We start from the raw sequence: 20830 nt of genomic DNA, 5'->3' as shown, positions 1-20830 counted from the left end.
TCGGTCGCCCTGAGCCCCGATTTGATCGGGATGGCGCCATCCGAGTTACCTGATATGGTGCGCATCTTAATCCAATCGACACCTTGTTTCAGCTGTGTTGGCACAATAATGTGTGCATCATCAAGCAATTAGCTGATAGTAAGCAGTAGGCTAGAGTGGGTCCTTTCGTGGAGGACTTAGAGTAGGGGAGTTACAAACGTCAATTCACCCAGGTCAACCACAAGGAGGTGGTGATGGATCCGGTTTCTTATCTTTTCTCGGCTTATCTCAATCTGGTACAGCAGCAGGTATCGGATATTTATGGCACTGAGCTCAAGTCGCTGGTGGTGGAGTATGAGGGGGAACAAATCCCCTTTGCTTTCCAGTTTTGGCAACTGCAGCCGAAAAGCGTCTGCCGCAGTTACGAGCAGGATGCACGGCGCTTCAGCCAATGCACCGTCAAGGCGGCGGCACTATTTAGCAAGCTGTGTGGCGAGTTGTCCCGCCAGGACGACAGCAACGTGCAGCAGCCCCAGTATCGCGCCATGTACTGCGCCGCTTCAGTTAACTACCGCCCCATGATCGCCGACATTCGCGAGAGCAAACCGGATGCGGCTCGGCAGGCTGAGCGCGCCTGCAATCAGGCCATTCTGGCCGCGATGGACAGTGATGATGAAGCCCTGCTGGCCCAGCGTGATCAGGCGTGTGGTCCCCAGCAGTGAAGGCCAATGCCGCCTTCGCTCAGCTAGCGGCTTTACTCGGCCACCTTTGCGCCATTCGGCACAGTTGCCAGGTGGACAATTGGGTATGATGAGGGTGCCCACAGAGCCGTCTGTCGGGCCAGCACTATCGACACACATCAGCCAGGAGGGGACATGATCAGCCATATCGACCATCTGGTATTGACGGTCAGTGACATCGAGCGGGCCGTCGCGTTTTACAGCTCAGTGCTCAACATGGAAGCCATTACCTTTGGGGCGGGGCGCCGGGCCCTGCGCTTTGGCAACCAGAAGATCAATCTGCAACTGCTGGGGCAGGAGCCGCGCAACCGGGCGCAGGTGGGCTCGGGGGATCTCTGCCTCATCACCCGCTGGCCGCTGGAACAGGTCATCACCCAGCTCCATTGCCACGGGGTGGAGATAGTAGAGGGGCCGGTGACCAAGAGCGGGGCCTGCGGCCCCATCGAGTCGGTCTACTGCCTGGACCCGGATCAGAACCTGATTGAGATCAGCCGTTATCCCTGATGGCGCTTGGCATCGGGTGGCGGCCGTTGGTGGATGCCGCCCTGCCGGGGCGATCGGGGCAAGTGGTAAAAGGCTCCGTGCTAGCCCCATCCTGACACACAGCCGCAACGGGTCCTGGCAAGGGCTTTAAAAGGGAGCCTCGCTCTCCTGCGCATCCTGTAGAAACTGTTCCCGCTCCGCCTGATAGGCGGCCTCGTCTTCGCTGTCCCAGACCGGGGTTGGCTGCTTGCCGGCCAGCGGTTGGGCAGGCGCGGTCAGCGTCTCTATCACCTTCTGCTGCAGATAGGGGTAGAAGGGGTTGGAGGAGGTGCGGGTGAGGGCGCTGGGGTTGACGATCAGGACCCCGCGCTCACCGCGCAGGGCCAGGCCCCCCAGGTTGATGCCGTATTGCTCGCGCTGCTCGGGCCGTGGCGCCATGCCGTAGAGGGGGTCATCCATCGGGAAGGGCAGGGCCACGTGGGAGAGGGAGTAGATCTCCCTGGGGTAGTCGATGTCGAGGGGCTGGATCTGCTCAGGCCCGCCGCCGGCCGGCAGACTGCTGGCCTGGGTGCGGGTGCTGGCGGGAGCCTGGTTGCCCACCACCGTCAGCCGGTAGGAGAGCGGCGGGCGCGGCAGCAGGTGGCTCAGCGCCAGCTCGGAGGCGCTGCTCAGCAGCGGGCCGAACAGGGTGCCGCGGTTGATGTCGAACAGCACCAGCTCGCTGCCGTTGGCAGGCAGGAAGTGATAGAGATCGGCGATGATGGAGCGGGTACTGACGGTGTAGTCCATCACCGACTGGAAGGTGAGGGTGGGCGGGAAGGCCGCCAACTCGCCGCTGGCAGCCTGCTCACGCACCTGCTGCTGGATGGCGTGGGTCAGCCGGTAGGACTGGCGCGCGCCGTTGACCGGAAACGAGTTGTACTTGAAGGGGTTGAACTCCGGCATGGTGTCGAGCCAGGCGGCGCTGGCAAAGGCGGGTAGCAGGGCGGGCACCGCCTTGAGACCGGCGAAGCGGGCAAAGCGGGTGACCCCTATCATGGGGGAGATGAGCACCAGCCGATCCGGCCTTGCCAGCGTGCCCGTCTTGTCACCTTCCGCATCGAGCGCATATTTCACCGCCAGCGCGCCGCCGTTGGAAAACCCCACCAGATGCAGCGGCAACGGGCTTGGCGCCAGCACCCTGGCCTCGCGCACCGCCAGCCGGGTGGCGGCCAGCCAGGTCTCCCAGTCGATGTCGATCAGCCCCGCCGGCACGGTACCATGTCCCGGAATGCGCAGCCCCAGGGCGATGAAGCCCTGTTCGCGGTAGCGCTGGGCCAGGTGGCGCAGGCTGTAGGGGGAGTCGGTCAAACCGTGCAGGAACACCGCCACCCCTTTTACCTCGCCGCTCGGGCGCAGCAGATAGGAGCGGTTCCAGTCGGTTGCAAAATGAGCCGGGTTGATGGGGGCATCCTGATAGTAGCGATTGCTGTCGAGCTGCTGCTCCGGCGGCGTTCTGGCGATCACCTCTTTGGTCACCAGCTCGAACAGCTGCTGCTCGTGGGTCAGATAGGCCTGCCAGTCGCTGTTATCGAGCTGCTCGGCACTGAGCTCGGGCGGCACCAGGGTGTGCCAGGGTTGCAGCGGCGCCGCCTGCCAGGCGAAGTAGGCAATCAGGGCCCAGCCGAGCAACAGCAAACCCAGCAGGCTGAGAAGAAGGCGGCGAACGAGGCGGCGGGTGCGAGCCAGCATGGGAGAGTCCTTGGCACTGATAAAAGAGGGGTGGCCCCGCGTCCACGGCGGCCGTACTAAGGGTCGAAAGCTGGCTTAAAGCCTAAGGGAAACAAGGTGATAAGTACAGACAGTGAGCGGCTCATCCGAGCAAACAGAGGGCAGCCCTTGGGCTGCCCTCTGTGGTAAGGCTGTCCGTCTTCGTGGTCGCTGGCGGCGTCAGCAGACCCCTTGAGCCAGCATGGCGTCGGCCACCTTGACGAAGCCGGCGATGTTGGCGCCGCTTTCGTAGTTCACGTGACCCGTCTCATCCTGGCCATAGTGTACACAGGTGGCGTGGATGCTGGTCATGATCCCCTTGAGGCGGGCATCCACCTCTTCCCGGCTCCAGCAGAGGCGCTGGGCGTTCTGGCTCATCTCGAGGCCCGAGGTGGCGACCCCGCCGGCGTTGGCGGCCTTGCCCGGGGCAAACAGCACCTTGGTCTCGTGCAGGCGGCGGATGGCGGCGGCGCTGCTCGGCATGTTGGCCCCTTCAGCCACCAGTTGCACGCCATTGGCAATCAAGGTAACGGCGTCCGACTCATCCAGCTCGTTCTGGGTGGCGCAGGGGAGGGCGACGTCCGTCGGCAGGTGCCAGGGAGTGCGGCCGCTGAAAAACTCCAGCCCCTCCTCGTGGGCGTAATCGGCGATGCGTTTGCGCTGCTCGTTTTTGAGCTCCATCAGCCGCGCCAGTTTCTCGGGGGTAAAGCCCGCCGGATCGTAGACGGTGCCGCCGGAGTCAGAGGCGGTGATGACCCGGGCGCCGAGGGCCATCGCTTTCTCGATGGCGTACTGGGCCACGTTGCCTGAACCAGACACAGAGACCGTCATGCCGTCCAGAGATTGCCCCCGGTTGGCCAGCATGGCCTCGACGAAATAGAGCAGGCCGTAACCGGTGGCTTCCGGGCGGATCAGGCTGCCGCCAAAGGAGAGCCCCTTGCCGGTAAAGACGCACTCGGCGCTGTTGGTGAGCTTCTTCATCATGCCCGCCATGTAGCTCACCTCGCGCCCGCCTACCCCGATGTCACCGGCCGGCACGTCGGTGTCGGCGCCGAGGTGGCGATGCAGCTCCAGCATCAGCGCCTGGCAAAAGCGCATCACCTCTCCCTCGCTCTTGCCCTTGGGATCAAAATCGCTGCCCCCCTTGCCGCCGCCCATGGGCAAGGTGGTGAGGGCGTTCTTGAAGGTCTGCTCGAAGGCGAGGAACTTGAGCACCGAGGTATCCACCGAGGGGTGAAAGCGCATCCCCCCCTTGAAGGGACCGATGGCGGAGCTGTGCTGCACCCGGTAACCCCGGTTCACCTGCACCTGGCCTCGATCATCCACCCAGCTCACCCGAAACTGGATCAGCCGCTCCGGCTCCACCAGCCGCTCCAGCAGGCCGTGCTGCAGGTAGCGGGGGTGGCGCGTCACATAAGGCCAGATGGAGGCGATCACCTCGCTCACGGCCTGAATGAACTCCGGTTGGTGGGGATTGCGGCTGGCGACCTGGGCCAGAAAATCCGCCTGGGAGAGGGAATGACTCATCTGTAACTCCTGTAGTGAAGGGTAAAAGTGGCCTCTTGCCAGAGAAAAGTGCACACCCTGCAGCCAAATTTATGGTTTTTGTCAGGCCTGGATGCAGGTGAATATTTGGTGTTTTTCGCAATTGGGCGAAAATTGTTGTGCGAATCGCCGAAAACAGCAGAAAAGAGCGTTGATAGGGGCAGATAATTCGCGCGAATCAAAATCTTTTTATGCATTTTTGATTAATAAATAGCAAGAAAATGTTGCTGTCATTTGGCTTGGGTTATTGTTTCTTGCGTATTTCATGCATCTTTATGGCGTAGCGAGAGAACCCCGTACAACGGCGGAAGTGGCCATTGCCAGGCTGACTTCGGCGGTGCTGGCGGCAATCGAATGGCCGCGCATGACGATGCAATACCGGGGGCTGGCCGCGTGACAGGGGGCGCATTTTGTGAGAAGGGGACGGGCCGAGTGCAACTATCCGGCGTGTGTCAGGGGGCAATATGTTAATGTGTCGGCGCTTTTTGCCGGACAGGTCGGTAGCGGCCTTTTTTGAAGATGGAATGATATGCACAATTTTGAGTTAGTGAACCGGCAGTGTGCCGCCCTGATGACCCGGATCCAGGCCGCAGGCCAGTGGCAGGTGACCCATGCTGGCTGATGAATCCATGCGCCTGAACAAATACATCAGCGAGAGCGGCATCTGCTCGCGCCGCGAGGCCGACCGCTTTATCGAGCAGGGCAACGTCTTCATCAACGGCAAGCGGGCCGGGGTGGGGGATCAGGTGTTTGCCGGGGATCTGGTCAAGGTCAACGGCCAGGTGATCGAGCCGCGCGAGGCGGACAGCCTGGTGTTCATCGTGTTGAACAAGCCGGTGGGCATCGTCTCCACCACCGAGGCGGGCGAGAAGGACAACATCGTCGACTTCGTCAACCACAGTACCCGCATCTTCCCCATCGGCCGACTGGACAAAGACTCCCAGGGACTCATCTTCCTGACCAACCACGGCGATCTGGTCAACAAGATCCTGCGGGCGGGCAACGATCACGAGAAAGAGTATCTGGTGACCGTGGACAAGCCGGTGACCGACGAGTTTATCCGGGGCATGGGCGCCGGGGTGCCGATCCTGGGTGCCGTCACCAAGAAGTGCAAGGTGAAAAAAGAGGCGCCGTTCGTGTTTCGCATCACCTTGGTGCAGGGGCTGAACCGCCAGATCCGCCGCATGTGCGAGCACTTCGGCTTCGAGGTGACCAAGCTCGAGCGTATCCGCATCATGAACGTCAGCCTCAAGGGGCTGCCTGTGGGCGAGTGGCGCGATCTCACCGACGACGAGCTGATCGAACTGTTCAAGCTGATTGAAGACTCCTCCTCCGAGGTGAAACCGGCCAAAGGGGGCCAAGCTGCCGCCGGGCAAGGCGGTAAACCCAAGGCATCCGCCGCGCAAGCCGGCAAGCCGGCACCGGGCAAAAAACCGCGCCGGGATGATGACCACGAGATTGGCGGGCGTCCCAACGTGCCGGGGCCGTCGGCATTCGAAAACAAGAGCCCGGCCGGCAAGGGGGCTGCTGGCAAAGGCGGCTCGGCCAAAGGGAGTGCAGGCAAAGGCGCCCCGAACAAGGGGGCCAAACCGGCCGCCGGCAAACCGCGCGCCGGCCAGGGTGGGCGGCAGAAGAAGGGGCGCTAGGCGCCCTCTCACTCCCCGCGTTGACAGTAAAAAACACCGGCCACAGGCCGGTGTTTTTGTTTTGGCGATTGAGCTAGGCGGAAGGGTTGTTCCGCGTAAGCGGGGCAGTAGTTTCGTTGCTGGATTGTCGCATCGCCCTCGGGTAGTAACGCGGGTCGAGGCGCAGGACCAGCAGGCTCATCAGCACCAGACCGGCCAGCTGCCACTGCCAGGCGGCGGCGAAGTCACCGCTCAGGTGGTGCAGGCGGGCCGCCACCCAGGGGCCGGTGGCCGCCAGCATGAAGCCGAACCCCTGCATCAGGGCGCTGAGGGTGCCGGCGCGGCGCGGATCCGGCAGGTGATCGAGCGCGATGACCATGATGAGGGAGAAGCTGCCGCCAAGCCCGGCGCCGCACAGCATGCACCAGAGAATGGGGGCGGCAGTCGGCGCCAGCCAGAGGCCGCCAAAGCCCGCCAGTTGCATGGCGATGGCCAATCCCATCCAGGGGCGGCGGTCGAGCCGGCGGGCGGCCAGCAGCGGCAGGCCGAGGCCGCTCACGGTCTGGGCCAGCGCCAGCCAGGCCACCAGCTCGCCGCCCTGCTGGGGACTCCAGCCCTGCGCCATGTAGGCCGGCGCCAGCCAGGCCACGACGATGCCGTAACCGCTGTTGATGATGCCAAAGCAGCTTATCAGCAGCCAGCTGCGGGGCAGGCTGATGAGACGCTGCTCGCCGCCAGATACCGCCACCGGCGTCGCGGGCAGCCGTACTCGCCAGCCGAGCCAGCCCATGGCCAGCAGCACCGGCAGGCTCCACAGCGCCAGCGCCTGGGACCAGTCGAGCCGGGCGGCGAGCTGCGGGGTGAGACTGGCTCCCAGCGCCCCGCCCCCCATCATGCAGGCCGAGAAGATGCCCATCACCAGCGGCACCTTCTGCGCAAATGCCTGCTTGATGAGGCCGGGCAGCACTCCCTGCACCAGGGCCGAACCCAGCCCGCAGAGGGCGGCACTGGCGATGAGCAGGGCGCCGCTGGCTGCCTCGAAGCGCATGGCGCTGCCCATTCCCAGCAGCAGCAGGGCGGCCCCCAGCAGCTGACGCGGCCCGGTGCGACTGCGCAGGGCCGGGGTGAGCAGCACGCCGCCGCCGATGAGCCAGAGCGGCAGCAGGGTCAGCCAGGCCAGGGTGTCCATGCCAAGCCCGAGCGCCTCGGCAATGTCGCGGCTCAAGGGGCCGATGGCGGTGAGAAACGGCCGCAGGTTGAGCCCGATCAGGATCACCAGCACCAGCAGGGCCTGCTGCTGGCGCGTATCGATGCGGGCCTTAAGCATGGTCTGGTGCACCGTAGAGCTCGGCGGCGGCCAGCGGGCTTGGCAGCTTGATAAGCGGCAGGGGGGCAGGGGCGAGGGGCAGGCCCAGTTTTTGGTAGGCGGCCGTGCTGTCAAAGCCGAACGGGGCCGCATCCTCGTTATCGAAGGCGTAATAGACGGCGGCAATGCCGTTCATCACCAGGGCGCTCAGGCACATGGGGCAGGGGTGACCGCTGGCGTAGACGATGGCGCCCGCCAGCGGCCCGACCTGGCTGGCCTGGCGCAGGGCTTCCAGCTCGGCGTGGCGGGTGGGGTCGCCATCCTGGTGCATGCCGTTGACGGCGCTGGTGACCAGCTGGTTGTCTCGTACCAGCAGGGCGGCAAAGGGGCGACCTCCTTGCTGGCGGTTATGGAGGGCCAGTTGCAACGCCTGCTCCAGCCACTCCTGATGAGTGGAATTGGCGGTCAGCGACGCGATCAGGCGTGAGCCGGCGGGTTCGGCAAGGGAGTGGGGCATGACGGATCCTCGAGGCAAGGGGAGGAGACCAGCCTAGCGGGGGAATCAGTCATGGGGAAATTAAATGATAGAATGATATCCAGTGGTTTTGTAAATGGAGTCACCATGCTGAATCCCCTCTTGCTGCGCAGCTTTGTCGCCATCGTCGACAGCGGCAGTTTTACCCGTGCCGGTGAACGGGTGCACCTCACCCAATCCACCATCAGCCAGCAGATGCGGCGGCTCGAGCTGCAGCTCGGCTGCCCGCTGCTGGACCGCTCCGGTCGCCAGGTGGTGACCACGGCAGAGGGGGAGAAGCTGCTGGGGCTGGCTCGCAGCATCCTGGCCCTGCTGGCCCGAGCCGAGGAGCAGGTGGCCGAGGCCAGCCTGCAGCTGAGCCTGGGGGTACCGGAGGATTTTGCCGCCGGCGCCATCGCCCCGGTGCTGGCGGCCTTTGCCCGCGATTACCCGCAGGTGCGGCTGGAAGTGCACAGCGGCCTCAGTCACGAGATCTGGCAGCGCTTCGAGGCCGGCGAGCTGGACTTGGCGCTGGTCAAACAGGCGCGGGGACAGGGGGCGCCGCGCGCCTGTTGGCGGGAGCCGCTGGCCTGGGTCGACAGCCGTGCCTGGCCCGCCAGCGAGCGGGATCCCTTGCCGCTGGTGGTGTTCCCGAGCGAAGGGCTCTATCGGCGGCAGGTGACCGAGGCACTCGATGGGATGGGGCGGCGCTGGCGCATCGCCTACGTCAGCGCCAGCCTGGCCAGCCTGCAGGGGGCGGTGAGTGCGGGGATCGGGGTCAGTCTGCTGCCCCGGCGCTTGCTGCAGCCGGATCAGCGGGAGCTGACCCACTGGCCGGCGGTGGCGCCGGTGGAGCTGGCGCTGCACCTGGGGGCGGAGCGCGGCGAGCCGCTCACTCGGCTCTGCGAGGCCCTCATCAGCCTGTGTGATCGGGTGATGGGGCCAGCTGAGCGGTGAGGAGACGCAGGCAGGTGCCTGCTTAGCGCACCCTGGTGCGCACGATCAGCAGAGTGATGAGCGCCAGGGTGAAGACGAGCGGGGCCCAGGCACCGTGATGGCTCACCAGGGTGGCGCCAGCGGCTGCCACCCCGGCCACCCCCTGCTGCAGGAAGCCGCACAGGGCCATGGCGTAGGCGCCGTGCTCGCGGCCATCGCTCACCGCCAGCGCCATGCTGTTGGGAAAGAGCACCGCCTGCCCGAAGATGATGAGGCAGTAGCAGGTCATCATGGCCACCAATCCACCGCTGCCCTGCAGGGCGCCCAGTGCCCAGAGCAGCAGCATGCCGCTGGCAGCCAGCAGTATGAGTGCGGCCCCCTGGCGCATCAGCTGGCGGCCTCCCACCCGAGCGACCCGCCGGTTGACCGTCATGGCGCCGGCGAAGTAGGCGATACCGATCAGCAACCCCAGGCTGCCGAAGGTGGTGACCTCGAGGGAAAACCCCTGCTGCAGCACGAAGGGGCTCACCTCCTGCAGGGTCACCGTGATGGCAAAGCCGATGCCACCGGCGCAGGCCGGCCAGAAAAAGCCGGGGCGGCGCAGCAGGCTGGCGTAACGGGCCCACATGCTGCCGCTCGTCGCCGCCGGATTGGGCCCCTGCAGCGGCAGGCTGCTCATCAAGAGCAGCGCCAGCACACCGACCCCGGCCATCAGCACGAATCCCAGCTGCCAATGGGCATAGCGGCTGATGAGGCCGCCTATCCACTGACCGCCGCCGAGGGCGGTGATGAAGGCGATGGAGAGCACCGAGAGGCGGCGCGCCAGCTCATCGCCGTGCCAGTGATCCCGCACCAGGATGCGGGCGATGATGGCCGCCCCGCCGGCCGCCACCCCTTGCAGGGTGCGCAGGATCAAGAGCAGCGGCCCCTGGCTGGTGGTGGCCAGCAGCAGGCTGAGGCCGACAAACAGCAAGAGTGACAGGGCGAGGGGCAGCCGGCGACCGTAGCGATCGGCGGCGGCGCCCCAGAACAGCACCGGCAGGGCGGCGCCGATGACGAACAGCGAGATGGAGAGCTCGGCTCCTTGCCGGGTCATGGCGAGATCCGTCATCACCACGGGCAGGGAGGGGAGGTAAACGGTGGTGGCCATCTGGGCCATGAAGACGATGAGGCAGGCCAGCGTCATGATGCGGGCGGAGCGGCTCCAGAGACCGGCCTGGTCGAGACATTCCTGGTTATCCATAACAACTCTCGGGCAGTAAGGGAGCCATATCCTTGCACTGCCCGAGCGCCGAGTCAGCCCCTCGTCTGGGTTAAACCTTGCCGGTTTATCAGGGCAAAGAGCATGGGATGCTCAGGCGATGGCCTGGCGCGGCAGCACGGCGAGCCAGAGTTCGACCTCGCCGCTGCCGCTGTCCGGGTCAAAGGCGGCGCCATAGCGCTCGAAATCGGGCTTGTGGGCCGACTGGTAAGCGGACTGCGCCAGCCAGTCCAGCGCCTGTTGCCAGGTGTGCGGCATGGCCGAGACATGCCCCTGATGCAGGAAGACGGCATAGGTCTGGGGCTCGATGCGCATTCGCCCCAGGGTCTTGGGCAGTACCTCCAGCGCGGCGACCTCCACCGCACACATGTATTCGCACTCGGTCGCGGTCACGCCGCAGATGACGCCATAGGCATGCTCGCCCAGCTGGCCCGGCAATGGGCCCAAGGCGCTGAAATCGCGCCATTGGCCGCCGATGTCGGCGTGGGCGAAGGCATGGTGACGACGCAGGCCGCCAAGCAGCATGGGGCGGCCGGTTTCAAAACGAATGGGGTCTGTCATGACACCTCCTGTGCAGGATGGGATGGCAAAGCAACCTTGCTCAGCACTCCTTGCCTTCGTTGAGCTTGCGCTGATAGTCCGAGGAGACGATGGCCAGCGCCGCCAGGGCGAGGGCCGGCTCAATCCGGTTGGTCTCCAGCAGTTCGATGAGGTCCACCGCGAGCTGGACCTCGGGCGGGGCGGTTTCCAATGACATGACAGACTCCATAACGGGGAAAACGCCATTATACAGGGCCGCTCCCGGATGGGGACCTGTCTGGTGTTGCGGGCGACCCGGCTAGAGGTGCTGGCGCATCTCCTGCTCGATCTGCTCGCGCAGGGCCATCAATTTGAGGGCGTACTGCTGCAACTGCCGATCGCTCTCGTTTTGCGGTTGCCACTGGGGCACCGGGGTCGGTTTGCCGCTCTCGTCCATGGCGACGAAGATGATGATGCAGTGGGTGGTCTTGTGGCGCTCCCGGCTGGCCGGGTGGCGGCTGTAGACATCCACCGCCAGGTGCATGCTGGTGGTGCCGGTGTGGATCACCTGGGCGTGCACCTCTACCAGATGGCCTATCTGGATGGGGCGCAAAAAGCGGATCCCCCCCACGTAGACGGTTACCGCGTAGCCGCCGCACCAGCCGGCGGCGCAGGCGTAGCCCGCCTGATCGATCCACTTCATCACCATGCCGCCGTGTACCTTGCCGCCGAAGTTGACGTCGGCGGGCTCGGCCAGAAACTGCAGGGTCAGCTCGCGGGGTGGGGTCATGGGTGCTCCTTGATTGAGGGTCATTGCCGGTAGCTCTTGCGATAGGCGTCAGCCTGCTGGCAGGGAGCCAGGTTGTTGAGGTCGGGCCGCTTGTTGCCCTCGCGCTGACCAAAACTGGCGAACTCCTGCTGGCATTTGACGGCCTTGCCGCCCGCCTTGATGCAGGCGTCGATCCGCTGTTGCTTGCCCTGCTCGACCAGCTGCTGCTGGGCCTGCTGGCAGGCGGCATCCAGCTTGGCCTGTTTGGCATCCCTGTCTTCTACCGCGGCCAGCAGGCTGGCCGAGAGGCTGCAACCGAGCAGCAGTATGGCAATTTTCATGGTTTTTCTCCTGAAGGGGGGCGTCCCACGATGACCAGGGCTATCCCCCCCAGAATGCCCAGTGATGACAATAACAACCGCAGCGACCAGGACTCATCCAACCAGATGAGCCCGGCCAGGGCGGCGAGCAGAGGCACCAGCAACTGCACGCTGGCGGCCAGGGTGCGACCAAGGTGGGGCAGCACCAGATACCAGAGCGCATAGCCAAGGCCGGAGGCCAGTGCACCGGAGGTCAGGGCATAGCCGATGGCGGCGGGGCTGGTCTGCAACTGCCCGAGCAGCAGATAGAGCAGGGCGGCTGGCAGGCTGGCACGTAGAAAGTGGCCGGCGTTGGCGGCGATTGGATCGGCAAAGCGCGAGGCCCGCAGGGTATAGCTGGCCCAGGCGATGCCGGCCAGAATCATCATGGCCGCCCCCAGCGGATCCGGCGCACTGAGGCCGGGCAGCAGCAACACCAGCAAACCCGCCATGGCGAGCAGCAGGCCGAGCCATTGACAGCGGGGCAGGGACTCCCCGCGCAGCAAGGGCGGTGCCAGCATGCTGAGCTGGACGGCGGCAAACAACAGCAGGGCGCCGGTGCCCGCCGTCAGGGTGAGGTAGGAGAACGAAAAGGCGGCGCCATAGGTGACCAGGGCCAGGGCGCCCCCCCAGTCTCCCTGGCGGGGTGACTGCTTGCGCGCGCCGCACAGCAGCACCAGTACCAGGGCACCGCTGGTCAGGCGCAGCAGGGTGAAGAGGGCGGGATCCATCCGTTCTTCGAACAGGGCCAGCCGGCAGAGCACCGAGTTGGCGGCGAACGCCATCAGGGTCAGCAGGGTCAGCAGCAACAGGCGTGGCAGTGGCATCCATTCACCTTGAGTTCAGTGGGCGCAGCCCAGCATGGAAAATCATGCAAAAGAGGAGGTCTTATGAAACAAATGCTGGAGCAATTGATGGGCGCTGGCAAGGGCTGGCTCAACGAAGGCGGTGACAGCCGCAAGGCGCAGATGAAGGGGATGGCGCAAGGGGGCCTCGCTGCCGGCGCCATGGCCCTGCTGCTTGGCAACAAGAAGATGCACAAATATGGCGGCAAGGTGGCGGCGGTGGGCGGCGCGGCGGCGCTCGGCGGGCTGGCCTACAAGCTCTATCAGGATTGGCAGGCCCAGCAGTCAAGCCCGGCCCAGCCGACCCAGCCCCTCGATACCCTGCAGGGCAATGCACTGGATGCCAGAGCCGCCCTGCTGGTGCGCGCCATGGTGGCGGCAGCGCGGGCCGACGGTCATATCGATGGCGACGAACGTCAGAAGATCCAGCAGTACCTGACCGAACAGGGCCAGAGTGATGCGGCCCGCTGGATTGATGCCGAACTGGCCCGCCCGCTCGACCCCCACGCCCTGGCGCGGGAGGTGACCGACATGGAGCTGGCGACCGAGGTCTACCTCGCCTCCCTGCTTGCCATCGACGTGGATCACTTTATGGAGCGCGGCTATCTGGACGAGCTGGCGCGCGCCCTCAAGCTCGATGAGAACCTCAAAGGCAGCATAGAGCGGCAGGTGGCCCAGCTGGATGCCCCCGCTTGACCCCCGCTCAGTACATGGATTGTCGATAAGGCCCCGTGACGGGGCCTTGTTGTATCTGGTCACTGGTCACGGCACTTCTTATTGGCGCGGGCAGCCACTATGATGGCTCTTCGGCCAAAAGGGAGCAGATGAGACCGTCTCATCGCTCAGGCACATCATCGCCAGGACACAGAGGCAAGGAGCATTCATTGGAAATACGCAAGGCACAAGAGCAGGACATCGACGCCATCCTCGAGCTGAACCGGCAGATAGGAGAGATCCACTTCGAGCAGGCCCCGCAGGTCTTTTGTCCTCCGTCCCCCGAGGAGCGGGCTTTCTTGCTGGCGGCTATCGCCGCCGAAGGGCGGTTGTTTTGCGTTGCCGAGCAGGAGGGGGCCGTGGTGGGCTTTTTGACTGCGCGCATCGACATCAACGAGACCATCCCGTTTCTGAGCAAACAGCCCATCTGCCGCATCGGCACCGTGGTGGTCGATGAGGGGCGCCGCTCCCAAGGCATCGGCAAGGCGCTGATCGCCCATTGTGACGAATGGGGCAAGGCGCACGGTGCCCACCAGATCCGGCTGGAGGTGATGGCATTCAACGAACGGGCCAAGGCACTCTACGAATCCCTGGGGTTCACGCGCCAGTCAGAAATTTACGCCAGGTAGCCTGCTCAAGTCGGGCAAGCCAGTCGGGCCCCGTCACGGGGCCTTGTTGTTTTTGGTGGGGACAACGGCCAGTTGCCGATGGATCAGCTCGGCCAGCCGGACCAGAGCGGCCTCCAGTTGCGGACTCCAGGGATGGGAGCTGTTGAGGCGCAGACAGTGGTTGTGCAGCCCCTTGCTGGAGAAGAGGGCGCCGGGGGCCAGTGAAAAACCGCTGGCCAGCGCCTGGGCATGCAGGGCGCGGCTGTCGAGGCGCGGATCAAACTCGAGCCAGAGAAAGTAACCGCCATCGGGGGAGGAGATGCTCACTTCCCCCGGCAGCAGGCGCAGCAGGGCCGCCCGCATCTGCTGCTGGCGCTGAGCCAGGGTGTGGCGCAGCCGGCGAAAGTGGGCATCCACGCCACCCTGGCGCAGCATCTCGGCCAGCGCCAGCTGGCTTGGCACATTGGTGGAGAGGGTCGACATCAGCTGCAGTCGCTGCACCCGTTCGGCGTGACGACCGGCCACCACCCAGCCGACCCGAAAGCCGGGCGCCAGGCACTTGGAAAAGGAGCTGCACAGCAGGCTCTGTCCCCGCGCATCCCAGCACTTGATGGGGCGCGGCCGCTCGCGGCCAAAATAGAGCTCGGCGTAGACGTCGTCCTCCACCAGCGCCACCCCGTGGGCGTTGAGCAGTTGCATCAGCGCCTCCTTGTGGCCATCCGGCATGGTGTGGCCGAGGGGGTGCTGGACGTTGCCCATCAGCCAGCACGCCTTGATGGGGCGCTCGGCGAGCGCCTGGGCCAGCAGGGCGAGATCGATGCCGACCCCGGGGATCACGGGTATTTCCACCGCCTTGAGCTGCAGCCGTTCTATGGCCTGCAGGGCGCCGTAGAAGGTGGGGGATTCCACCACCACCCAGTCGCCGGGCTCGGTCAGCACCTGCAGGCTGAGGGAGAGTGCCTCCATGGCGCCGGTGGTGATGATGATCTGCTGGGGATCTACCGCCAGCCCCTCGCCGGCGTAGCGCTGGGCGATGGCCCGGCGCAGCGCCTCGTTGCCGGGGGGCAGATCTGCCACCGTGCTGAAGGGGTCGAGCCGGCGCATGCTGCTGGCCAGCGCCCGGCCGAGCTGGGGGTGGGGGAACAGGGTGGGATCGGCCACCGCCATGCCGAGCGGCACCAGCTCCCGCGACTTGCTCGCCTGCAGCACCTCGAACACCAGATCGTTGATGTCAACCGAACCGCTGTAGTGCGCCTGCTGGGGCAGGCTGGCGGCCGGGCGGGAGGGGGCTGCCTTGACGTAGTAGCCGGACTGGGGCCGCGCCAGGATGAGGCCGCGGCTTTCCAGCAGCTGATAGGCCTGCAGCACCGTCATGGGGCTGAGGCCATGGGTCTTGCAGCTCTGGCGGATGGAGGGAATGCGCTCCCCCGGCTGCCAGAGGCCGCTCGTTATCTGCTGTTGCAGCTGATCTGCCAGCTGGCCGTATAGGGACATGGGATTGTCAAACTGTTATAGGTGTATTTCACTATAACTGCATCTGTTATAGGTGTCATGGACCGTGATGTACTTAACGGGCGAAAACCTGTCTGTTAAATGCAACATAGAGAGTCATGCATGATAAGCCTGGATGATGTGGTCAGCCTCTCCCGAATGCAGTTCGGGGCGACGGCGATGTTCCACTTTCTGTTTGTGCCCCTCACCCTGGGGCTGTCCTGGATCCTGGTGATCGCCGAGTCGGCCTACGTGATGACCGGCAAGGTGATCTACAAAGACATCACCCGTTTCTGGGGCAAGCTGTTTGGCATCAACTTCGTGATGGGGGTGACCACCGGCATTACCCTGGAGTTCCAGTTCGGTACCAACTGGGCCTACTACTCCCACTATGTCGGCGACATCTTCGGCACGCCGCTGGCGGTGGAGGGGCTGATGGCCTTCTTCCTCGAGTCCACCCTGGTGGGTCTGTTCTTCTTCGGCTGGGACAAGCTCTCCCGCGGTCAGCACCTGCTGGTGACCATGCTGGTGGCGCTTGGCTCCAACCTCTCCGCGCTCTGGATCCTCATCGCCAACGGCTGGATGCAAAACCCGGTCGGCGCCGAGTTCAACCCCATGACCATGCGCATGGAGCTGGTGGACGTGGCCGCGGTGATCTTCAACCCGGTGGCCCAGGTCAAGTTCGTGCACACGGTGGCGGCGGGTTATGTGGCGGCCTCCCTGTTCGTGATGGGGGTGAGCAGCTGGTATCTGCTGCGCCGCATGGAGGTGCGCTTCGCCCTGCGCTCCTTTGCCATCGCTTCGGGCTTTGGTCTGGCGGCCATCCTCTCGGTCATCGTGCTCGGCGACGAGTCGGGCTATCGCACCGGTGAGGTGCAGCAGGTGAAGCTGGCCGCCATCGAGGCGGAGTGGCACACCGAGCCGGCACCCGCCTCCTTCACCCTGTTCGGCTTTCCGGATCAGGCCGCCGAGACCACCCATGCCGCTGTGAAGATCCCCTATCTGATGGGCATCATCGCCACCCGTTCCTTCGATGAGCAGGTGACGGGCCTCAAGGATCTCAAGGCGCGGCATGAGGAGCGCATTCGCAGCGGCATGCTGGCCCACGAGGCGCTCGAAGCGATGCGGGCAGATGGCAGCAACCAGGCGGCGCGAGCCACCTTCGAGCGTCATCGCCAGGATCTGGGCTACGGCCTCTTGCTCACCCCCTATGCCAAGGAGATTGGCAAGGCGGACGAGGCGGCCATCGCCAAGGCGGTGGCGGACTCCATCCCTCAGGTGGCGCCGCTGTTCTGGAGCTTTAGGCTGATGGTGGGCATCGGCGTGCTGCTGCTGGCGCTCTTTGCCGCCGCCTTCCTGCAGCTGTGCCGGGGCAAGCTGGTGCAATCCCCGCGTCTGCTCAAGGCCCTGTTCTGGTCTATTCCGCTGCCCTGGATTGCCATCGAGGCGGGCTGGTTCGTGGCCGAGTTCGGTCGCCAGCCCTGGACCATCAGCGACGTGCTGCCGGTGTCGGCGTCTGTCTCCTTGCTGACCCCGGGCCAGCTCTGGTTCAGCCTGATCTCCATCTGCCTCATCTACACCAGCCTGCTGGTAGTTGAGTTGTTCTTGTTGCGTCATGTGATCCGCAAAGGGCCCGCCAGCCTGCAGACGGGTCGCTATCAAGGTGAAGTGTTGCAAAACGGGAGTCCTGCCTGATGGATTACGAAACCCTGAAATTGATCTGGTGGGGGCTGGTGCTGTTCATGCTGGTCGGCTTCGTGGTGATGGATGGCTTCGATCTCGGCGTGGCCATGCTGCTGCCGGTGGTGGCCAAGAACGACGAGGAGCGGCGGGTGCTGCTCAACAGCGTGGGGCCGGTGTGGGAGGGCAACCAGGTGTGGCTCATCGCCGGGGCCGGCGCCCTGTTCGCCGCCTGGCCGCTGGTCTATGCCGCCGCCTTCTCGGCGCTCTACGTGCCCTTCATGTTCCTGCTGTTCGGCCTCTTCCTGCGCCCGGTCGGTTTTGACTATCGCAGCAAGCTGGCGGACCCGGTCTGGCGCCGCTGGTGGGACCGCGCCCTGGTGGTGGGCGGCCTGCTGCCGACCCTGGTGTTTGGCGCCACCTTGGGCTTTTTGCTGCAGGGGCTGCCGTTTCGCTTCGATGCGGCCCTTCGCATCCACTACGGCGCCTTTGACTTCCACTGGCCGCTGCTGTTGACCTGCATGGGAACGGCGCTGGCGCTGCTGCTGCTGCACGGTACCAGCTTCCTGCAGTGCAAGACCCAGGGGGAGATCGCCCGGCGCTGCGCCCGCCAGAGCCTCTGGCTCGGCCCGCTGGCGAGCGGCCTGTTTGCCCTGGGCGGCGTCTGGCTCAGCCAGATGGCCGGCTACCGGGTGCTGGAGATTGGTGATATCAACGGGGGGCTCACCCCGCTGATGAAGGAGGTGGGGGTGGCCCAGCAGGGCTGGCTTGCCAACTTCGTCGCCCATCCTTGGCTCTGGTGCGTGCCGGCACTTGGCCTGGTGCTGCCCATGGTGAGCAGCCTGGCCAGCGCCCGCGAGCTGCCGCGCACGGCCCTGCTCGCCAGCGGCGGCGCCTGCGCCAGCATGATGCTGACCATCGCCATCGCCCTGTTCCCGTTCGTGCTGCCCTCGTCGCTGGATCCGTCCAGCAGCCTGACCCTGTGGGACAGTACCTCCAGCGAGCGTACCCTCTTCATCATGCTGGGAATTGTCGGGGTGCTGATGCCAATCAACATCGGCTACACCCTCTGGGTCTACCGGGTGGTGCGCGGCAAGATGAGCGCCCAGCAGATCCGCCAGCACGGCCATAGCCTCTACTAACCCTCTTCAACCAAAGGATCATGCGACATGTGGTATTTCACCTGGATTCTGGGACTGGGCTTCGCCCTGTTGTGCGGGCTGGTCAACCTGCTCTGGCTGGAGGCGCGCTGGGCCGCTGATGAGGATCTCAAGGAGTCTTGAGACGCAGCCATGAAAAGGCCGACACAAGTGTCGGCCTTTTTGCATCTTGCTGGAAGGGTCACTTAGGCGGGGAGGGCAACCCGGGCGGCCTGCCGTTCGCTGAGATGGGTGAGGCCGTAGGCCAGCAGCACGATCAGCGCCCCGATCCAGGGGGTGTGCATCAACCCCAGGTGCTCCACCACCAGGCCACCGACGACGGAGCCCAGCGCGATGCCGACGTTGAAGGCGGCGATGTTGAGGCCCGATGCCACGTCCACCGCCCTGGGGGTGTGCTGCTCGGCCTGTTTCACTACCAGCACCTGCAGACCCGGCACGTTGCCAAAGGCAAAGGCGCCCCACACCAGCACGGTCAGCACCGCCAGCACCGGGTGCGGCGCGGTAAAGGTGAGCACCAGCAGCACCAGCGCCAGACCGGCAAACAGCAGCTTCAGCGCAGGCAGCGGGCCCATCTTGTCGGCCAGCTTGCCGCCCCAGATATTGCCGACGGCGACCGATACCCCGTACACCAGCAGAATGAGGCTCACCGCGCCGGCGCTAAAGCCGCTCACCTGCTGCAGAATGGGAGCGAGGAAGGTAAAGGCGGTGAAGGCGCCGCCGTAACCCAGCGCCGTCTTGGCGTAGACCAGCAGCAGCGGCTTTTTGGTGAGCACCGAGAGCTGCTCGCGAATAGTCGAGGCCGCCCCCTTGGGCAGGTTGCTCGGGATCAGCAGCAGGCTGCCCACCATGGCGATGAGGCCCAGCAGGCTCACTGCCAGAAAGGTTTCGCGCCAGCCGAAGACCTGACCAATCCAGGTGCCAAGCGGGACGCCGGTCACCAGCGCTATGGTCAGGCCGCTGAACATGATGGCGATGGCGCTGGCCGCTTTCTCCTTGGCCACCAAGCCGGTGGCGATGGTGCTGCCCACCGAGAAGAAGACCCCGTGGGCCAGCCCGGTCAGGATACGGGCCACGATCAGGCTCTCGTAACCTGGGGCCTGCCAGGCCAGCAGGTTGCCGGCGGTGAAGAGCGCCATCAGCCCCACCAGCAGCCACTTGCGCGGCACCTTGCCGGTCAGCGCCGTTAAGATCGGGGCGCCGATGGCCACCCCAAGGGCATAGAGGCTGACCAACAGGCCCGCCGAGGGGAGCGAGACATTGAGCTGTTCGGCGATGGTGGGGATAAGCCCCACGATCACGAATTCGGTGGTGCCGATCGCAAAGGCACTTAAGGTGAGGGCAAATAACGCCAGTGGCATAACAACTCCTTGGATAGGGACTCCCGACGGGAGAATGGCGCCAGTATGCCGAGGGTGTTTGTTGGTAAAAATGACGACAACATCAAATTACTTTTGCCAAATAAGCAGCAATTATCGCGATGGCTCGGGTCTTATCGGGCGGGGAATTGTATGGGTGGCGCACAAAACCAAAAAAAGCGGGAGGTACAATGCCTCCCGCTAGGGGTTGGAGAAATATCCCGGATCGTTATTGCTTCCCTTCTCCCCTGGCGGGAGAAGGGTCGGGGATGAGGGGGAATTCTGTATATGCAGCAAAACTAGCCTGGGGTAGCCTGCTATACCCTCACCCTAGCCCTCTCCCATGGGGAGAGGGAACAATCCGGTTGAACCTGCTTATTAGTCCCAATCTGGCGCAAAATCCGGGTTGGCACAGCGCTCGCCCCGCTCCAGGGTCGCGATGGCGGCCATCTCATCGCGACTGAGTTGCACCTTCAGCGCCGCCAGGTTGGCGGCCAGATTCTCCCGTTTGGTGGAGCTCGGGATCACCGTTATGCCCTGGGCCAGCAGCCAGGCCAGCGACACCTGGGCCGCCGAGACGCCGTGGCGCTGGCCAATTTCCATCAGCAGCGGCTCGGTGAGCACCTTGCCATAGGCGAGCGGCATATAGGCGGTGATGGCGATGCCATGGGCCTGGCAGAATTCCACCACCTTGCGGTTTTGCAGCAGCGGGTGGATCTCCACCTGCTGATGGGCGATGACGCCCGGCCCCAGGATCTCGATGGCCTGTTTGAGTTGGGCCACGGTGAAGTTGGAAACCCCGATCTCGCGGGTCAGGCCCCGAGTCTTGGCCTCGGCCAACTGTTCCAGATAGACCGCCATCGGCACCTCATCCTGGGGGGAGGGCCAGTGAATAAGCGTCAGGTCCAGATAGTCGGTGCCCAGTTTTTCCAGGCTCACCTCCAGGCTCGGGATCACCTTGCCCGGGCCGAACTCGCTGGTCCACACCTTGGTGGTCAGGTAGATATCCTGGCGGGGCACGCCGCTTTCGCTCATCAGCTGGCCCACTTCGGCCTCGTTGGCATAGATCTGGGCGGTATCGATATGGCGGTAGCCAAGCTCGAGCCCCTGCAGCAGGGAGTCGCGCAGGGGTTGGCCAGTCAGGCGAAAGGTACCAAGACCCAGGTTGGGCATCTTCATCATGTTATTCCTC

22 protein-coding genes are annotated in these 20830 nt (G+C 64.7%); 9 read left to right on the top strand and 13 right to left on the bottom strand.

Annotation, left to right across the window (positions count from 1 at the left end):
• Window positions 1-233 precede the first annotated feature (233 nt).
• Together ACB032_RS07730 and ACB032_RS07725 are read left to right on the top strand one after the other, a co-directional pair.
• Window positions 234-701, top strand: coding sequence for a hypothetical protein (locus tag ACB032_RS07730; RefSeq protein ID WP_171282542.1), 468 nt, complete (start codon window positions 234-236; stop codon window positions 699-701).
• Window positions 702-854: 153 nt separating this feature from the next.
• Complete coding sequence (locus ACB032_RS07725) at window positions 855-1223, top strand: VOC family protein (protein ID WP_219311174.1); 369 nt, start codon at window positions 855-857, stop codon at window positions 1221-1223.
• 126 nt (window positions 1224-1349) lie between these two features.
• On the opposite strand, the gene ACB032_RS07720 is transcribed toward ACB032_RS07725, so the two are convergent.
• Together ACB032_RS07720 and gdhA are read right to left on the bottom strand one after the other, a co-directional pair.
• Window positions 1350-2933 carry an alpha/beta hydrolase gene (locus ACB032_RS07720; RefSeq protein ID WP_371137681.1) on the bottom strand — a complete coding sequence of 528 codons (1584 nt, stop codon included), beginning with the start codon at window positions 2931-2933 and terminating at the stop codon, window positions 1350-1352.
• Between the two features lie 198 nt (window positions 2934-3131).
• Complete coding sequence (gdhA, locus tag ACB032_RS07715) at window positions 3132-4478, bottom strand: NADP-specific glutamate dehydrogenase (protein WP_371137680.1); 1347 nt, start codon at window positions 4476-4478, stop codon at window positions 3132-3134.
• A gap of 629 nt (window positions 4479-5107) precedes the next feature.
• Between gdhA and rluF the strand changes: the two genes are divergently transcribed.
• A complete protein-coding gene (gene rluF, locus ACB032_RS07710; protein WP_077095534.1) occupies window positions 5108-6142 on the top strand; it encodes a 23S rRNA pseudouridine(2604) synthase RluF in 1035 nt (344 codons plus the stop codon).
• Between the two features lie 73 nt (window positions 6143-6215).
• Here rluF and ACB032_RS07705 read toward each other — a convergent pair whose 3' ends face one another.
• Entirely contained in the window at window positions 6216-7448 is a 1233-nt protein-coding gene (locus ACB032_RS07705) for a cyanate transporter (RefSeq protein ID WP_371137679.1), read from the bottom strand.
• Window positions 7441-7944 (bottom strand): nucleoside deaminase, encoded by a 504-nt coding sequence (locus ACB032_RS07700; RefSeq protein ID WP_371137678.1) that lies wholly within the window; start codon window positions 7942-7944, stop codon window positions 7441-7443. The genes ACB032_RS07705 and ACB032_RS07700 overlap by 8 nt, the downstream gene beginning before the upstream one ends.
• Window positions 7945-8049: 105 nt before the next feature.
• Between ACB032_RS07700 and ACB032_RS07695 the strand changes: the two genes are divergently transcribed.
• Window positions 8050-8898 carry a LysR family transcriptional regulator gene (locus tag ACB032_RS07695; RefSeq protein WP_371137677.1) on the top strand — a complete coding sequence of 283 codons (849 nt, stop codon included), beginning with the start codon at window positions 8050-8052 and terminating at the stop codon, window positions 8896-8898.
• Between the two features lie 22 nt (window positions 8899-8920).
• On the opposite strand, the gene ACB032_RS07690 is transcribed toward ACB032_RS07695, so the two are convergent.
• The 6 genes from ACB032_RS07690 to ACB032_RS07665 all read right to left on the bottom strand — a co-directional run bounded on the left by ACB032_RS07690 (window position 8921) and on the right by ACB032_RS07665 (window position 12612).
• Window positions 8921-10120, bottom strand: a complete 1200-nt coding sequence (locus ACB032_RS07690; RefSeq protein ID WP_319897460.1) for an MFS transporter — start codon at window positions 10118-10120, stop codon at window positions 8921-8923.
• A 111-nt stretch (window positions 10121-10231) separates the two neighbouring features.
• Window positions 10232-10699, bottom strand: coding sequence for a GyrI-like domain-containing protein (locus ACB032_RS07685; RefSeq protein WP_319897458.1), 468 nt, complete (start codon window positions 10697-10699; stop codon window positions 10232-10234).
• A 40-nt stretch (window positions 10700-10739) separates the two neighbouring features.
• The gene (gene rsmS / locus ACB032_RS07680; protein ID WP_371137676.1) at window positions 10740-10895 is read right to left on the bottom strand and encodes a pleiotropic regulatory protein RsmS; all 156 of its coding nucleotides are present in this window, start codon (window positions 10893-10895) and stop codon (window positions 10740-10742) included.
• Between the two features lie 81 nt (window positions 10896-10976).
• Window positions 10977-11447, bottom strand: coding sequence for an acyl-CoA thioesterase (locus tag ACB032_RS07675; protein WP_227289804.1), 471 nt, complete (start codon window positions 11445-11447; stop codon window positions 10977-10979).
• A gap of 20 nt (window positions 11448-11467) precedes the next feature.
• A complete protein-coding gene (locus ACB032_RS07670) occupies window positions 11468-11767 on the bottom strand; it encodes a hypothetical protein (protein ID WP_371137675.1) in 300 nt (99 codons plus the stop codon).
• Window positions 11764-12612 (bottom strand): EamA family transporter, encoded by an 849-nt coding sequence (locus ACB032_RS07665; RefSeq protein WP_371137674.1) that lies wholly within the window; start codon window positions 12610-12612, stop codon window positions 11764-11766. Before ACB032_RS07665 ends, ACB032_RS07670 begins: the two co-directional genes overlap by 4 nt.
• A gap of 63 nt (window positions 12613-12675) precedes the next feature.
• Here ACB032_RS07665 and ACB032_RS07660 point away from each other — a divergent pair, with 63 nt between their 5' ends.
• Together ACB032_RS07660 and ACB032_RS07655 are read left to right on the top strand one after the other, a co-directional pair.
• Entirely contained in the window at window positions 12676-13326 is a 651-nt protein-coding gene (locus ACB032_RS07660; RefSeq protein WP_371137673.1) for a tellurite resistance TerB family protein, read from the top strand.
• A 128-nt stretch (window positions 13327-13454) separates the two neighbouring features.
• A complete protein-coding gene (locus ACB032_RS07655) occupies window positions 13455-13973 on the top strand; it encodes an N-acetyltransferase family protein (RefSeq protein WP_371137672.1) in 519 nt (172 codons plus the stop codon).
• A 33-nt stretch (window positions 13974-14006) separates the two neighbouring features.
• On the opposite strand, the gene ACB032_RS07650 is transcribed toward ACB032_RS07655, so the two are convergent.
• Window positions 14007-15446 (bottom strand): PLP-dependent aminotransferase family protein, encoded by a 1440-nt coding sequence (locus ACB032_RS07650; protein WP_371137671.1) that lies wholly within the window; start codon window positions 15444-15446, stop codon window positions 14007-14009.
• 120 nt (window positions 15447-15566) lie between these two features.
• Here ACB032_RS07650 and ACB032_RS07645 point away from each other — a divergent pair, with 120 nt between their 5' ends.
• The 3 genes from ACB032_RS07645 to cydX are packed head-to-tail and all read left to right on the top strand — an operon-like array spanning window position 15567 to window position 18406.
• The gene (locus ACB032_RS07645; protein WP_371137670.1) at window positions 15567-17138 is read left to right on the top strand and encodes a cytochrome ubiquinol oxidase subunit I; all 1572 of its coding nucleotides are present in this window, start codon (window positions 15567-15569) and stop codon (window positions 17136-17138) included.
• Window positions 17138-18265 (top strand): cytochrome d ubiquinol oxidase subunit II, encoded by a 1128-nt coding sequence (gene cydB / locus ACB032_RS07640; RefSeq protein ID WP_371137669.1) that lies wholly within the window; start codon window positions 17138-17140, stop codon window positions 18263-18265. The genes ACB032_RS07645 and cydB overlap by 1 nt, the downstream gene beginning before the upstream one ends.
• A gap of 27 nt (window positions 18266-18292) precedes the next feature.
• A complete protein-coding gene (gene cydX, locus ACB032_RS07635; protein WP_005310033.1) occupies window positions 18293-18406 on the top strand; it encodes a cytochrome bd-I oxidase subunit CydX in 114 nt (37 codons plus the stop codon).
• Between the two features lie 62 nt (window positions 18407-18468).
• Here the strand turns inward: cydX and ACB032_RS07630 are convergent, their stop codons facing one another.
• A complete protein-coding gene (locus ACB032_RS07630; RefSeq protein WP_371137668.1) occupies window positions 18469-19641 on the bottom strand; it encodes an MFS transporter in 1173 nt (390 codons plus the stop codon).
• Between the two features lie 375 nt (window positions 19642-20016).
• Complete coding sequence (gene dkgB, locus ACB032_RS07625; protein WP_371137667.1) at window positions 20017-20820, bottom strand: 2,5-didehydrogluconate reductase DkgB; 804 nt, start codon at window positions 20818-20820, stop codon at window positions 20017-20019.
• Window positions 20821-20830: the final 10 nt, after the last annotated feature.

The sequence above is a fragment of the Aeromonas sp. S5(2024) genome (assembly GCF_041403025.1).
GTDB classification, from domain to species: Bacteria; Pseudomonadota; Gammaproteobacteria; order Enterobacterales; family Aeromonadaceae; genus Aeromonas; species Aeromonas hydrophila.
Note: the sequence above shows the minus strand (reverse complement) of the source record. Positions and strands in the feature narration are given on the sequence as shown.

Excerpts from the sequence above, each read along its gene's own strand:
- ACB032_RS07730 (WP_171282542.1), top strand. The coding sequence starts at position 234 with ATGGATCCGGTTTCTTATCTTTTCTCGGCTTATCTCAATCTGGTACAG.
- ACB032_RS07725 (WP_219311174.1), top strand. The coding sequence starts at position 855 with ATGATCAGCCATATCGACCATCTGGTATTGACGGTCAGTGACATCGAG.
- ACB032_RS07720 (WP_371137681.1), bottom strand. The coding sequence starts at position 2,933 with ATGCTGGCTCGCACCCGCCGCCTCGTTCGCCGCCTTCTTCTCAGCCTG.
- gdhA (WP_371137680.1), bottom strand. The coding sequence starts at position 4,478 with ATGAGTCATTCCCTCTCCCAGGCGGATTTTCTGGCCCAGGTCGCCAGC.
- rluF (WP_077095534.1), top strand. The coding sequence starts at position 5,108 with ATGCTGGCTGATGAATCCATGCGCCTGAACAAATACATCAGCGAGAGC.
- ACB032_RS07705 (WP_371137679.1), bottom strand. The coding sequence starts at position 7,448 with ATGCTTAAGGCCCGCATCGATACGCGCCAGCAGCAGGCCCTGCTGGTG.
- ACB032_RS07700 (WP_371137678.1), bottom strand. The coding sequence starts at position 7,944 with ATGCCCCACTCCCTTGCCGAACCCGCCGGCTCACGCCTGATCGCGTCG.
- ACB032_RS07695 (WP_371137677.1), top strand. The coding sequence starts at position 8,050 with ATGCTGAATCCCCTCTTGCTGCGCAGCTTTGTCGCCATCGTCGACAGC.
- ACB032_RS07690 (WP_319897460.1), bottom strand. The coding sequence starts at position 10,120 with ATGGATAACCAGGAATGTCTCGACCAGGCCGGTCTCTGGAGCCGCTCC.
- ACB032_RS07685 (WP_319897458.1), bottom strand. The coding sequence starts at position 10,699 with ATGACAGACCCCATTCGTTTTGAAACCGGCCGCCCCATGCTGCTTGGC.
- rsmS (WP_371137676.1), bottom strand. The coding sequence starts at position 10,895 with ATGTCATTGGAAACCGCCCCGCCCGAGGTCCAGCTCGCGGTGGACCTC.
- ACB032_RS07675 (WP_227289804.1), bottom strand. The coding sequence starts at position 11,447 with ATGACCCCACCCCGCGAGCTGACCCTGCAGTTTCTGGCCGAGCCCGCC.
- ACB032_RS07670 (WP_371137675.1), bottom strand. The coding sequence starts at position 11,767 with ATGAAAATTGCCATACTGCTGCTCGGTTGCAGCCTCTCGGCCAGCCTG.
- ACB032_RS07665 (WP_371137674.1), bottom strand. The coding sequence starts at position 12,612 with ATGCCACTGCCACGCCTGTTGCTGCTGACCCTGCTGACCCTGATGGCG.
- ACB032_RS07660 (WP_371137673.1), top strand. The coding sequence starts at position 12,676 with ATGAAACAAATGCTGGAGCAATTGATGGGCGCTGGCAAGGGCTGGCTC.
- ACB032_RS07655 (WP_371137672.1), top strand. The coding sequence starts at position 13,455 with ATGAGACCGTCTCATCGCTCAGGCACATCATCGCCAGGACACAGAGGC.
- ACB032_RS07650 (WP_371137671.1), bottom strand. The coding sequence starts at position 15,446 with ATGTCCCTATACGGCCAGCTGGCAGATCAGCTGCAACAGCAGATAACG.
- ACB032_RS07645 (WP_371137670.1), top strand. The coding sequence starts at position 15,567 with ATGATAAGCCTGGATGATGTGGTCAGCCTCTCCCGAATGCAGTTCGGG.
- cydB (WP_371137669.1), top strand. The coding sequence starts at position 17,138 with ATGGATTACGAAACCCTGAAATTGATCTGGTGGGGGCTGGTGCTGTTC.
- cydX (WP_005310033.1), top strand. The coding sequence starts at position 18,293 with ATGTGGTATTTCACCTGGATTCTGGGACTGGGCTTCGCCCTGTTGTGC.
- ACB032_RS07630 (WP_371137668.1), bottom strand. The coding sequence starts at position 19,641 with ATGCCACTGGCGTTATTTGCCCTCACCTTAAGTGCCTTTGCGATCGGC.
- dkgB (WP_371137667.1), bottom strand. The coding sequence starts at position 20,820 with ATGATGAAGATGCCCAACCTGGGTCTTGGTACCTTTCGCCTGACTGGC.